Raw genomic sequence first — 12,535 nt, forward strand, 5'->3', positions numbered from 1 at the left:
CCCCTGATTTTTCACAGGCGGTCATTACCCATAAAAAAGCTACTAAGGATAGTAATTTATTCATAATCTTTAATCTTATTTATCTGTATTATTCTTATTTTTGCAATGATAAAGGTTATTTTATAATTGCTTGTCGTGCTACGACTATTTTAAGTTTTGAGGTACTTCCAAGATCTCTATACTTTTTACTCTCATAGCGTTTTGCACCAAGTGTCTCGTATATTCAGGATAAGGCTTTCCCGCTTTTGGGGCTCCCATATTACATTCACCGTCAGAGCCACCTCCTCCGTTAATCCACAAATAAGCATCGGCGTGTGCACCTGTGGTTTTGGTAGTGCTACGCGGGCCTAAAGCTGCATTAAAGTTATTACAAGAGTTATAAGGAGCATTTGCATTTTGGTGTTTAGGTCTATTGATACCACTGCGCCCTGTGTCAATCACGTAACGCACTTTGTCAAAACCTTTAGAAGCTAAGTAAGTTACAAATTTCTCGGCTCCTGCTTGTTCTTCAGCAGTGCCTCCTAAGCCCGAAACATTCAGTGCGAAACCACGCATATATTGTAAGCCTCCATCTATAATGGCATTGGCAACAGCTTCAGGGTGTTTTGTGACCAAATCAGAATTCCCAGCGTGAATATAGCTCGCTACATTAGGGTTATTCTCTTTTAGCTTTCTTGCACAATAAGTAAGCAAATCAGCGCGTTCTTTGTATTCAGCCGAGCCCTTTTTATGTCCGCAGTAGTTAATGGCATCTGGTTCTATAATTACTACTGCACGGCGTTGTCCAATAATGGCACTTACACGATCTATCCACGCTCTGTAAGAAGCAGCATTAGGGTGTCCGCCTCCTGAGAACGACCCACAATCGCGATTGGGGATACCGTAAATCACCACAATAGGCGTTTTGCGAGCGTGTTCAGCTCCTTCAACAAAATTCTTTAGATAGAGGTCGCTATCCTTACTGTTTGGGTTAATTCCATCATACCAATCTCCGCAGGGCGTACCATATACTTGGTAATACAGTTTTTTCAACTCGGCATTTTTTTCATTTTTTACTGCATATAACCGAGAAGGTTTCAAATAAAAATCCCAATCATAAGGTATTTGAGTTTGCGTATTTTGGGGCGTATCTTCCCCTGATTTTTCACAGGCAGTCATTACCCATAAAAAAGCTATTAAGGCTAGTAATTTCTTCATAATCTTTAATCTTATTTATGTCTTAATTTGGCAAAGATAGGAATTTATTTTCATTTACCCAAAATTATTTTCTAATTAATTTTTCCAGTCATTTTCCTCCGTTTGCTCTTCGCTTTTTCACCACCTTGTCTCTACTTTTCCTTTGTTCATTGTCTATCTGCCGTATGGCTCGCACCGTCATTTATCCGTTTATATGTACGAACTTTGCCAAAGTTTCAAAATTTGCCAAAGTTGAAATCTACTAATAACCTTCTTTTTATTTCTATCTTAGCTTTAACTTACCCCCACTTTTCCTTCGTCATTTCTTTATCTGCCCGTGCGGCTCGCACCATCATTTGTTCGTCTTTTGTTCGTCATTTGTTCGTCATTTGTTCGTTCATTGTTCGTTCATTGTTCGTCTTTTGTTCGTCTTTTGTTCGTTCTTTGTTCGTTCATTGTTCGTCTTTCCTTCGTTCTTTGTTCGTCTTTTGTTCGTTCTTTGTTCGTCTTTTGTTCGTCTTTCCTTCGTTCTTTGTTCGTCTTTTGTTCGTCTTTTGTTCGTCTCACTTTTTGGTTACTACACTCCCTCTCCTTGGGAGAGAGTTGGGGAGAGGATATTTTCTTCGTCTTTTCATTATCTGCCCGTGCGGCTCGCACCGTCTTTTGTTCGTCTTTTGTTCGTCTTTCCTATAAGCTTCTCCCAAATTAACCATTAACCATTAATCATTAACCATTAAATAAGCCTTTCATCTACATTATTTTATTCTCCCGTCCCCATTTGCTAATTGACTCATTTACTAATTTACTAATTTTATCTGTCTGTTGCGCTACGAGCTCACACTTTACCTTTTACCTTTTATCTTTTATCTTTTACCTTCAACAATTGGCATTGTGGTATTAATAGCACATTTGCTAATTTCAAATAAATACTGTACCTTTGCCAAAGTTTTTTGATAGCTTGTCGTATAACAACTTTGGGCAAAGCTCAATATAATATGAAAGTTATAGTAATTACTAACGTCTGAAAAAACTAACAACCGATGAAAGGAATTATATTAGCAGGCGGTTCAGGTACGCGCCTTTACCCCATTACTAAGGGAGTTTCTAAACAATTGCTCCCTATTTACGATAAACCAATGATTTACTATCCATTATCAGTGCTGATGCTTTCGGGTATTCGCGAGATATTGGTAATTTCTACTCCTCAGGACTTACCAGGTTTTGAACGCCTCTTAGGTGACGGTTCCGACTTCGGTATTCGCCTTAGCTATGCCGAGCAACCCAGTCCCGATGGCTTGGCTCAAGCTTTTATCATAGGCGAAGAGTTTATAGGCGATGACGATGTGTGCCTGGTATTAGGAGATAATATTTTCTACGGACAGAGTTTCTCGAAAATGCTCGCTCAAGCGGTAGAGAATGTAAAGAAAGAACGCAAAGCTACTGTCTTTGGTTATTACGTAAAAGACCCTGAACGTTATGGGGTAGCTGAATTTGACACCGAGGGCAATGTGCTTAGCATTGAAGAAAAACCCACACAGCCTAAATCTAACTATGCGGTAGTAGGACTCTATTTTTACCCCAATAAAGTAGTGAAAGTAGCCAAAAGTATCAAACCCTCAGCACGAGGTGAATTGGAGATTACTACGGTGAATCAAGAGTTTCTAAACGACGGCGAGTTAAAAGTACAACTTTTAGGGCGCGGTTTTGCGTGGCTTGATACGGGTACTCACGATTCGCTTAGCGAAGCATCAAACTTCGTAGAAACCTTAGAGAAACGTCAAGGACTCAAAATCTCTTGTTTGGAAGAAATAGCCTATCGTAAGGGTTGGATTACCGTTGAAAAGTTACAAGAGTTAGCAAAACCAATGCTCAAAAACCAATACGGGCAATACCTTTTGCAATTAACGATGAACAATAGATAATTTGCTTTTCCAAATAATTTAACGCTAAAACCTAACCTCTATCTATGCTGGCGCGAGCTTGTAGCTCGTGCCTCCTAACATCTAACCTCCTAAAAAATGGCAAAACTAAAAACAGCATATTTCTGTCAGAATTGCGGAGCACAATACAGCAAATGGCAAGGACAGTGTTACGTCTGCAAGCAGTGGAATACCATTGTGGAAGAGGTCGTACAGAAAGACACTGCTCCTGCTTGGCAAGAGAAAGAATCACCTATCAAGAGTAAAGCTCCTAAGTATATCTCTATTTCGCAAATCGATACACAACACGAGGCGCGCCTTAACAGCAACAACCACGAATTGAATAACGTCTTGGGTGGGGGAATTGTACCGGGGTCGGTTACTCTTTTAGGAGGAGAACCAGGGATAGGCAAGAGTACGCTACTGCTACAAATAGCTCTTAACTTGCCTTATCGTACCCTCTACGTATCGGGGGAGGAAAGTGAGAAACAGATAAAAATGCGCGCTGACCGCATTCCGCATAAGCTCGATAATTGCTTTATTCTCACTGAAACTAAGACGCAAAATATCTTTCAGCAGATAAAAGAACTCTTACCCGAAATCGTGATTATCGACTCTATTCAAACCCTACAATCCGATTATATAGAGGCATCAGCAGGGAGTATTTCTCAAATTAGAGAATGTACCTCCGAACTGATTAAGTTTGCTAAAACTACTCACACTCCTGTAATACTCATTGGGCATATCACTAAGGACGGACAAATAGCAGGACCTAAGATATTAGAGCATATGGTCGATACGGTTTTGCAGTTTGAAGGCGATCGCAACCACGTGTACCGTATCTTGCGTTCACTGAAAAACCGCTTTGGCTCTACTTCCGAACTAGGTATTTACGAGATGCTTAGCAACGGATTGCGTGAGGTAAATAATCCTTCGGAGATTCTCATTTCCAAAACCGATGAGACGATTAGCGGTACCTCCATAGCTGCCACTTTGGAAGGTATGCGTCCGCTGATGATTGAAATACAAGCACTCGTAAGTACAGCGGTATATGGTACACCACAACGCAGTACTACGGGCTTCAATGCCAAACGCCTCAATATGCTTTTGGCAGTGCTTGAGAAACGCGCAGGATTTCGCTTAGGTGCTAAGGACGTCTTCCTAAATATTACGGGAGGCATTACTATCGACGACCCTGCAACTGACTTAGGAGTGGCGATGGCTATCCTATCTTCTAACGAAGATATAGCGATTGAAAAGGACGTCTGTTTTGCCGGCGAAGTAGGATTAGGCGGTGAAATACGCCCTGTACAACGCGTAGAGCAACGCATTACTGAAGCTGAGAAATTAGGCTTTAACACTATTTTTGTATCAAAATATAACAAAATAGCCCTTAAAAATACTAAAATTAGGATTGTAAAAGTTGCCAAAATAGAAGATGCAATACAAGAACTATTTGGATAATAAAAACGCCTTATGTTGAAAAAACTCTTTAAAGATACCATTATCTACGGCATTGCTACTGTACTCCCTCGTGTGCTTACTTTATTGCTCACAAGGCTGTACGTGAATAAACTCGATACTGCCGATTTTGGTATCTATTCAGGGTTGTTTGTCTATCTTATCTTGGGGAACGTACTGCTATCATACGGTATGGAAACAGCTTTCTTCCGCTTTATGAATAAAGGCGAACGGAAGAAGAAGGTACAATCTACCGCGCTTACTTCTCTTACAGTCAGTTCTTTGTTTTTCCTGCTGATTGCTTACTTATTGCGACACTTTATTGCCTCCTGGCTCAACTACGATGTACAGTATATTGTCTTTGCCATTTATATATTAGTACTCGATGCCTTAGTGGTGATTCCGTTTGCGTGGCTCAGGAACAAAGGCAAAGCCAAACTTTATGCTATTGTTAAAATAGGGAATACAGCAGTGAATTTAGCTCTTAACATTTACTACCTGAACTATTTACCTGCTGAAACCCTTGCTACCAACGGTGGTGTATATTATATCTTTTTAGCCAACGTAATAGCGAGTTTAGCGACTTTCATTGTCTTACTGCCCATCTATTTCAAAATACATTTCCGTTTTGATTATCGACTTTGGAAAGAGATGATGGTTTATGCTTTCCCTGTATTATTGGCAGGTATTGCTTTTGCGGTAAACGAAGGTTTTGACCGAGTGTTCTTGCGTATGCTCCTTCCCGCTGATACTGCCGATGGAACTATAGGTATTTATTCTGCTTGTTACAAAATGGGGGTATTTATGAACCTTTTTGTCACTGCTTATAAACTTGGCATAGAACCTTTCTTTTTCAGCAGTGCACAGGATAAGAATGCGCCTAAAACTTATGCTCGTATCACCGAATACTTCATTGTGTGTGGAGGCTTTATTTTGCTCTTTATTACCGTATTCACTGATGTGTTTAAACTTATTTTGATACCTAACAAAGCTTATTGGGAAGCCCTTTGGATAGTGCCTATTATCTTGTTAGCTAACCTTTGTTTAGGTATTTACCATAGTCTTTCGGTGTGGTACAAAGTAACCGACCGCACCAGCTTTGGAGCTATCGTATCTTTAGTAGGAATGGCTATTACGGTAGTGTTCAACTTTGCGCTTATTCCTTGGCTTAGTTATAAAGGAGCGGCTTTAGCAACTCTTATCACTTATGGGGCGATGATGTTTATTTCGTATTACTATGGACAAAAATACTATCCGATACCCTATAAAAAAAGGAAGATAAAAATCTTCCTCGGAATGAGTGTTGTTTTCTCATTTGTAAATTTCTATGCTTTTGACAATAGTATCTACATAGGCACCTTACTTTTGCTTATTTATGGTTATTTGGCGAGTTTTACTATAAAGCTCAAATCTACTCTTCCTAAACAACCGTAAAAAGGTTCATCTTTTCTTCTTCCTTGTTGCGCATTAACGCACTGTCTTCCGGTGTTTTATCCTTATAACCGCAAAGATGTAACAAGCCGTGTGCCAATACCCGCAAGAGTTCTTTTTGGAACGGTACTTTAAAGATGTTAGCATTCTCTTTTACGCGTTCCACCGAAATATAAATATCCGAATGGAGTACCTTTCCCTCAGAATAATCAAAGGTGATGATATCGGTAAGGGTGTCGTGTTGCAAGTACTCTACATTGATTTTATGCAAATACTCATCATCGCAAAAAATATAGTTGATATTGCCCACCTCTTTACCTTCGGATTGGGCTACGCGTTTCACCCAACGTTTTACTTCGTTTTTCTTAAAAGGAAAGACAAAGGGAGTTTCGTTAAAAAAAGAAGTCATAATAATTATTTTTCTTTAGGCTTATAGGTACTGATACCTAAAAGTGCGTAAATGGGTGAGAAATTGATGAGAATGGTTACCAAAAGCAATATAGAAACGCCTGATAACACGGAAGCAATGGTAATAGAAAACTCGTTAAAATAACCCAATATTGCAGTGATAACGATAATGAGCAAACGGATATTCTTATCCAAAGTGCTAATATTTCTTTTCATATAGTCACATTTTTTAATTTGTGGCAAATGTACTTCTTTATTTTGAATAAAACAAAGATTTTAAATAATTATACACTTACTTTTACACTATTTCAAACTATTTACGCAAACTTCATAGATTTAGTAGGTGATATTTTGGTAATCACATAGGTAGGAATGAGTAGCATTAGCAAGCACAATAGTAAGACTCCTATATTGAGCAATAACACCCACAGAGGAGTGAAAGCAATCGGTACTTCGGTTACGTAATAGGTGGCAGGGTCTAACTTGATAAGGCTGTAACGCTGTTGTAACCAGAGCAATAAGAATCCTAAAACATTCCCCCATAAGAGTCCCAAGCCTATGATATAGGTAGCATTATACAAAAATATCTTGCGGATACTGCGGTCAGAGGCACCTAAGCTCTTTAAAGTACCTATCATTGGTGTTTTCTCCAATATGAGCACGAGAATAGCCGTAATCATATTAAATCCACCTACCACTATCATTATCCCGATGATGAGGTAAATATTGAAATCGAACATACCAAGCCATTCGAAGATAAAAGGAAACTTCTGAATGATAGTTTGCGAATCGAGGAAGGATCCTACCTTGCCGTACACTTGTTTGCCTACTTCTTCTATACGGTCAAAATCTTTGATAAAAAGCTCGAAATTGCCTATTTGGTCAGGTTGCCATTTATTGATTTTCTGAATATGACGTATATCAGTGAAGACGTACGACGCATCAAACTCTTGGAAGCCACTATTGTAAAGCCCGACGATTTTAAAACTACGTTGGTTAGGAGCTTGGGCAGCTTCGTCTTTTAAAAAGATAGCTTGGCAACGGTCGCCCAGTTTTAGGTGCAATCTGTTGGCTAAATAGGTAGACATTAACACCTCATCGGTTACTTCTTCACTCGCTACATTAGGGGTACGCCCTTCGGTAATAAAATCGCGAATAAGCGACCAATTGTAGTCTTTCCCCACACCTTTAGCGAGAATCGATTCATAAGTGGTTTCAGTACGGATAATACCACCTTTGGTAGCCACTGCCTGAATATGGGTAACTTCGGGTACTGCTGAAAAAGTAGGGTAAAAATCTTGTTTTATAGCAATAGGTCTGGTAGTGACTTGTGACGCATTACTGCTATAATCAAAAATCTGAATGTGCCCGTGAAAGACTACCAACTTCTCCCTAATCTTGCGTTGCAAGCCAATACCCGTAGCAATGGCAATGAGCATCATCACCATACCCACAGCAATGGCAGCTATTGCCATTTTGATAATTGGGGAAGAAATTGTACCTTTGTCCCCTTTCGAAAAAATAACTCTTTTTGCTATGAAATATTCAACATTCAAAACAATAATGCCTTTTAGAAGTGCCAAAGTTACACTTTTTTTCTTATGTACACTTATATCGTGCAAAAATAATGGACAGACACAAGGTAATGCTTCTGTGCAAAACACTGAAAAACAGATGAAAGAAGTGGTGGTGGGCGCTAACCGAATGTATCTTTACATTAAGGATTTACGCGCTAAAAATATAGCTATCGTTACGAATCAGACTGGGATTGTGAAAGCCGAAAAAGGGAATTATGTGCATTTGGTGGATACGTTATTAAAGAAGAAAGTATCTATCAGCAAGGTTTTTGCTCCTGAACACGGATTCAGAGGGGAAGCCGATGCGGGTGAAGTAGTGAAAGACGGCAAGGACTCTAAAACAGGCTTGCCTATTGTATCGCTCTATGGTAAAAACAAAAAACCTACTGCTGAGCAACTGAAAGGTGTAGACCTTGTACTCTTTGATTTGCAAGATGTAGGGGTGCGCTTTTACACTTATATTTCTACTTTGCATTATGTGATGGAGGCTTGTGCTGAACAGCATATTCCTGTAATAGTACTCGACCGTCCGAATCCTAATGCGCATTATATTGATGGAGCGGTGTTACAACCTGCCTTTAAGAGTTTTATTGGAATGCACCCTGTGCCCGTGGTTTACGGAATGACTATTGGCGAATATGCTCAGATGATAAATGGTGAAAAGTGGTTGCAAGCAGGCGTTACTGCTGACCTTAAAGTGATTCCTCTTGCCTATTATACACATCAAACGTCTTATAGCTTACCGGTAAAACCTTCGCCTAACTTACCTAATGATGTATCGGTGAACTTGTACCCAAGTTTGTGTTTTTTTGAAGGGACAAATGTGAGTATGGGACGCGGTACCGATATGCAGTTTCAGATTTATGGCTCTCCTTATTTTGATAAGACGGCTTTTAGCTTTACGCCACACCCTAATGCAGGCGACAAGAATCCGAAGTTTAACGGTGAACTATGTTACGGTGAGGACTTGAGAAAAACACCTCGTTTGGATAAACTAAATCTCACTTGGCTTAAAAAAGCTTTTGAGCAAGGCAAAGGAGTGAAAACACCTTTCTTTACTTCATCGTTCAATAAGATTGCTGGTAATGATATATTAAAGAAGCAAATAAGCGAAGGGAAGACCGAAGACGAAATACGCCAATCGTGGCAAAAGGATATAGAGCAGTTTAAGGAGATGAGAAAGAAATATTTACTATATCCGTAATTAATACTATAATGCCAATAATACCAATTGTTGAAGGTAAAGTGTGAGCTCGTAAGACGATAGACAGTCGTAGCACGACGGGCAGATAAACAAAAGACGGTGCGAGCCGTACGGGCAGATAAACAAAAGACGAACAAAAGACGAACAAAAGACGAACAAAAGACGAACAAAAGACGAACAAAAGACGAACAAAAGACGGTGCGAGCCGCACGGGCAGATAAACAAAGAACGAACAAAGAACGAACAAAGAACGAACAAAGAACGAACAAAGAACGAACAAAGAACGAACAAAGAACGAACAAAGAACGAACAAAAGGCGGAGGAAAAGTGGGGGTAAGTTAAAACTAAGATATAAATAAGAAGAATGTTATTAGTAGATTTCAACTTTGCCAAAGTTTCAAATTTTGGCAAAGTTTGTATATATAAATGAACAAAAGACGGTGCGAGCCGTACGCGCAGATAAAGAAATGACGAAGAGAAGGTGAACCTAAGACGAAGAATAATTAGGGTTGTTAAAAAAATAAGAAAGGGTTTAAGTGATTTATAAATCACTTAAACCCTATTTCTAATTAACTAATATTCCTATTTTCTAAAAACGCACTCCTACGCCCAATTGTATTTGTTGGGTGGTTGCTTTTTCTTTAAGGGCGTTACTAATATCACTGTAACCCCATACATAGCGACCGTAAGCAAAAAGAGGACCTAAATTTACTTCGGCTCCTGCCACTAATGAAAAATCAGTATCTTTAAAGAGCTTTTCTCCGTTTTCCCAAGTACTTTGGTCGCGGTTGGCAAGGAAACTAAATTGAGGTCCTGCGTGTAGTGAAATCAATCCGCTAGGGTTGTATTTCAAGAGTACTGGTACACTTACGTAGTTCAGTGTTTTTTTCTTTTCGAACTTGTCGTTCCAAACAGATTGGTAGCTATCGCGGAGCTCTGTATTGGTTTGACTAAAAAGTACTTCACCCTGTAGCCCCCAGCTATCATTGAAATCGAATTCGACGAAACCACCTAATTGATAGCCCAATTTAAAGTTTTTGTCATAGGCTACACCTTCTACTTTACCTAAGTTAGCACCTGCTTTTACTCCTAAGTGAAACTCTTGAGCATAGGTAGCGGTGGTGAGTAGCATTATCGCAATAAAAGCTGTTAATTTAGTGATTTTGTTTTTCATACGCTTAATTATTGTTTAATGATTCGGTATAGTTATTCCAAATAGTGTGCCAAAAAAAATAATTTACCAAATTGCAAATTTGTAAATTAGCAAATTATATACTACTTTTGTGGCGTGAAAATATAAAGCTAACAGACCAATGATTATACATCATTTAGGCGAAGAGCCTTCCGTATTAAACCGATTTATCGCCCAGTTGCGTGATGTAAATATTCAAGCAGACCGTATGCGATTCCGTAAAAATTTGGAACGAATAGGGGAGGTATTGTGTTACGAGATGAGTAAGTTTCTACACTATAAAACGGAAACAATTACTACACCTTTGGGCGAAAAGAAGGTACAACTTCCGAAAGACGAGATAGTAATTTGCTCTATTTTGCGTGCTGGTTTGGCATTGCATCAAGGCTTGATGAACTACTTTGATAATGCTGATAATGCGTTTATCTCGGCTTATCGCAAACACACTTCTGAGACTGATTTCGATATAATGGTGGAGTATCTGGCTTCGCCGTCCTTAGAAGGTAAAATCTTATTCTTAGCTGACCCAATGCTAGCTACAGGGCGTTCGTTTGCTAATGTATTCAATGCGCTGAAACCTTTAGGAACACCTAAAGAGATACATTTATTTGCTGTTATAGGGGCACAGCAGGGGATAGAATACTTGGAAGATAAGTTTCCTGAGACTACTCATTTATGGATTGCTACCATAGATGCTCACCTTAACGACCACGGATATATAGTACCAGGTTTAGGTGATGCGGGTGATTTAGCTTTTGGTAATAAAATGGAGTAGAAGCCCTATGCCAGGCATAGATAATAGTGACCATAGTACGATTTCTTTTAGCCACCACACACGTATTTTCTCTACATAAAGAGCAAAGAGAATGGCAATAGGGGCAAAGGTGTATATCACTTCTTTGGAAAGGAATACTACTATAAGCCCTATCCAGAGGAATTGTATTACTACTAATGAGCTGATACTGTGATAAACACTTCTGAAATAGTATACTGCTAATGCCACTAAAAGAAGGAGAGCTAAGCTACATACTGCTATTGTTGTAGCAATGGAATGAGAGGAAAAGTTTAGAAGATTATTTATATCTGAAGTGATGAGATTTGTAAAATCATCAATAGGAAAAGGCTCTTGAAGTATTAATAAAATAGCCCCTAATAAGATGCTAACAGTAATGATTGCTAAAAGAGGTATAAACCAATAACGGCGTTTTTCAGCTCCGTAAAAGAGTAGAGAAATCCATACATTTAGCAGAAAAATTAAAGCCCAAGGGTGCAACAAGCCTGCACAAATGATTAGTAGAGAAGTATCGAATAGTTTTTGTGGAATGCCTTCACCTGTTTTAAGAGTAAGTACACGCCACAAGGCTACAATGATAAGTAAGTTAGCACCTACTAATTTCACTTTATCAAAAAGGGTAGGGAAGAGCACTACAAAAATACTAAAAAAAGCTATAGAGTAGCAGTTTTTGGTGTCAGTAAGTTCATTCCACCGGTCTATTTGGTGAAGTAATAATAAAGAAAGAAAGAGTAATACAAAAGTACTCATTAAAACAGTGAGATGAGACACGTCACTGAGAGGAAGTTGTAGTATTTTAAATTGAAATAGCCCATCACCTATCAATAGTGCTAATAGCACAATGATAAATGTGATGGGCTTTGTATTTTCAAAACGTACTGATAGCATTAGTTACTAATAGTTAAAATATTACCAGCTACTGAAACATTATAATTTAGTAAAGGATAAGGTTTGGCAATTTGTCCAATAGCAATAGGAGCTCCTGATATTAAATTGTAAACTGTTTTACCACAAGAACATTTGGCAAAAGTATAGTCGTGACCAGTCTTCTCATAGCTATTTTCATCTTCTATAGCCCTTATGCCAAACAGGCGACTATGACATTCTTGTAAATTATGATTAGGACAAGTAGCCTCCCAAGCACGATATCCTCCATTACTATAACAAGTCACAAAAAATCCTTTAATACCTCCGTAGGGAACAAATACAGTATTCATTGGTGTTTTTAAGCTGTTATAGAGAGGTAAACTTATATCGATAGTATAGGTGAAATGTACTTCTCCTAAGTTAGGGTTGCGCGTTTGCCGTTCTTTCTCGCAAGAAAACAATCCAATCAAAAGTATTACATATATCAGTCTATACATTTTGTTACCT

The 12,535-nt window shown here is 38.8% G+C and carries 12 protein-coding genes; 5 read left to right on the forward strand and 7 right to left on the reverse strand.

What is annotated here, in order from left to right; genetic code table 11:
- Positions 1-144: 144 nt before the first annotated feature.
- Positions 145-1,197 (reverse strand): glycoside hydrolase family 6 protein, encoded by a 1,053-nt coding sequence (locus HMPREF1320_RS02210; RefSeq protein WP_009417331.1) that lies wholly within the window; start codon positions 1,195-1,197, stop codon positions 145-147.
- Positions 1,198-2,216: 1,019 nt separating this feature from the next.
- Here HMPREF1320_RS02210 and rfbA point away from each other — a divergent pair.
- From rfbA to HMPREF1320_RS02230, 3 genes are all read left to right on the forward strand, one after another.
- Entirely contained in the window at positions 2,217-3,098 is an 882-nt protein-coding gene (gene rfbA, locus HMPREF1320_RS02220; protein ID WP_009417328.1) for a glucose-1-phosphate thymidylyltransferase RfbA, read from the forward strand.
- Positions 3,099-3,194: 96 nt separating this feature from the next.
- Complete coding sequence (gene radA / locus HMPREF1320_RS02225) at positions 3,195-4,559, forward strand: DNA repair protein RadA (RefSeq protein WP_009417316.1); 1,365 nt, start codon at positions 3,195-3,197, stop codon at positions 4,557-4,559.
- Positions 4,560-4,571: 12 nt separating this feature from the next.
- Positions 4,572-5,990 carry a lipopolysaccharide biosynthesis protein gene (locus HMPREF1320_RS02230; RefSeq protein ID WP_009417341.1) on the forward strand — a complete coding sequence of 473 codons (1,419 nt, stop codon included), beginning with the start codon at positions 4,572-4,574 and terminating at the stop codon, positions 5,988-5,990.
- Here the strand turns inward: HMPREF1320_RS02230 and ybeY are convergent.
- From ybeY to HMPREF1320_RS02245, 3 genes are all read right to left on the reverse strand, one after another.
- Positions 5,977-6,396: an rRNA maturation RNase YbeY gene (ybeY, locus tag HMPREF1320_RS02235; RefSeq protein ID WP_009417357.1), complete on the reverse strand. Its 420-nt coding sequence runs from the start codon at positions 6,394-6,396 to the stop codon at positions 5,977-5,979. The genes HMPREF1320_RS02230 and ybeY overlap by 14 nt on opposite strands.
- 5 nt (positions 6,397-6,401) lie before the next feature.
- Positions 6,402-6,611 carry a DUF2892 domain-containing protein gene (locus tag HMPREF1320_RS02240; protein WP_002672528.1) on the reverse strand — a complete coding sequence of 70 codons (210 nt, stop codon included), beginning with the start codon at positions 6,609-6,611 and terminating at the stop codon, positions 6,402-6,404.
- Positions 6,612-6,712: 101 nt separating this feature from the next.
- Complete coding sequence (locus HMPREF1320_RS02245) at positions 6,713-7,870, reverse strand: ABC transporter permease (protein ID WP_009411855.1); 1,158 nt, start codon at positions 7,868-7,870, stop codon at positions 6,713-6,715.
- Here HMPREF1320_RS02245 and HMPREF1320_RS02250 point away from each other — a divergent pair.
- Positions 7,854-9,176 carry an exo-beta-N-acetylmuramidase NamZ domain-containing protein gene (locus tag HMPREF1320_RS02250; protein WP_034553913.1) on the forward strand — a complete coding sequence of 441 codons (1,323 nt, stop codon included), beginning with the start codon at positions 7,854-7,856 and terminating at the stop codon, positions 9,174-9,176. The two genes, HMPREF1320_RS02245 and HMPREF1320_RS02250, sit on opposite strands and share 17 nt — an antisense overlap.
- 589 nt (positions 9,177-9,765) lie before the next feature.
- Here HMPREF1320_RS02250 and HMPREF1320_RS02260 read toward each other — a convergent pair.
- Entirely contained in the window at positions 9,766-10,350 is a 585-nt protein-coding gene (locus tag HMPREF1320_RS02260; RefSeq protein ID WP_009417332.1) for a porin family protein, read from the reverse strand.
- Between the two features lie 139 nt (positions 10,351-10,489).
- On the opposite strand from HMPREF1320_RS02260, the gene upp reads away from it, so the two are divergent.
- Positions 10,490-11,143, forward strand: a complete 654-nt coding sequence (gene upp, locus HMPREF1320_RS02265) for a uracil phosphoribosyltransferase (RefSeq protein ID WP_002672507.1) — start codon at positions 10,490-10,492, stop codon at positions 11,141-11,143.
- Here upp and HMPREF1320_RS02270 read toward each other — a convergent pair.
- Both HMPREF1320_RS02270 and HMPREF1320_RS02275 read right to left on the reverse strand, forming a co-directional pair.
- Positions 11,117-12,049, reverse strand: coding sequence for a hypothetical protein (locus tag HMPREF1320_RS02270; protein ID WP_009417347.1), 933 nt, complete (start codon positions 12,047-12,049; stop codon positions 11,117-11,119). The genes upp and HMPREF1320_RS02270 overlap by 27 nt on opposite strands.
- Complete coding sequence (locus tag HMPREF1320_RS02275) at positions 12,049-12,525, reverse strand: hypothetical protein (protein WP_034553908.1); 477 nt, start codon at positions 12,523-12,525, stop codon at positions 12,049-12,051. Before HMPREF1320_RS02275 ends, HMPREF1320_RS02270 begins: the two co-directional genes overlap by 1 nt.
- Positions 12,526-12,535 lie beyond the last annotated feature (10 nt).

The sequence above is a fragment of the Capnocytophaga sp. oral taxon 335 str. F0486 genome (assembly GCF_000277665.1).
In the GTDB taxonomy this organism is placed as follows: Bacteria; Bacteroidota; Bacteroidia; order Flavobacteriales; family Flavobacteriaceae; genus Capnocytophaga; species Capnocytophaga ochracea.

Excerpts from the sequence above, each read along its gene's own strand:
- ybeY (WP_009417357.1), bottom strand. The coding sequence starts at position 6,396 with ATGACTTCTTTTTTTAACGAAACTCCCTTTGTCTTTCCTTTTAAGAAA.
- HMPREF1320_RS02245 (WP_009411855.1), bottom strand. The coding sequence starts at position 7,870 with ATGGCAATAGCTGCCATTGCTGTGGGTATGGTGATGATGCTCATTGCC.
- HMPREF1320_RS02250 (WP_034553913.1), top strand. The coding sequence starts at position 7,854 with ATGGCAGCTATTGCCATTTTGATAATTGGGGAAGAAATTGTACCTTTG.
- HMPREF1320_RS02210 (WP_009417331.1), bottom strand. The coding sequence starts at position 1,197 with ATGAAGAAATTACTAGCCTTAATAGCTTTTTTATGGGTAATGACTGCC.
- HMPREF1320_RS02275 (WP_034553908.1), bottom strand. The coding sequence starts at position 12,525 with ATGTATAGACTGATATATGTAATACTTTTGATTGGATTGTTTTCTTGC.
- rfbA (WP_009417328.1), top strand. The coding sequence starts at position 2,217 with ATGAAAGGAATTATATTAGCAGGCGGTTCAGGTACGCGCCTTTACCCC.
- HMPREF1320_RS02260 (WP_009417332.1), bottom strand. The coding sequence starts at position 10,350 with ATGAAAAACAAAATCACTAAATTAACAGCTTTTATTGCGATAATGCTA.
- HMPREF1320_RS02230 (WP_009417341.1), top strand. The coding sequence starts at position 4,572 with ATGTTGAAAAAACTCTTTAAAGATACCATTATCTACGGCATTGCTACT.
- HMPREF1320_RS02270 (WP_009417347.1), bottom strand. The coding sequence starts at position 12,049 with ATGCTATCAGTACGTTTTGAAAATACAAAGCCCATCACATTTATCATT.
- HMPREF1320_RS02240 (WP_002672528.1), bottom strand. The coding sequence starts at position 6,611 with ATGAAAAGAAATATTAGCACTTTGGATAAGAATATCCGTTTGCTCATT.
- radA (WP_009417316.1), top strand. The coding sequence starts at position 3,195 with ATGGCAAAACTAAAAACAGCATATTTCTGTCAGAATTGCGGAGCACAA.
- upp (WP_002672507.1), top strand. The coding sequence starts at position 10,490 with ATGATTATACATCATTTAGGCGAAGAGCCTTCCGTATTAAACCGATTT.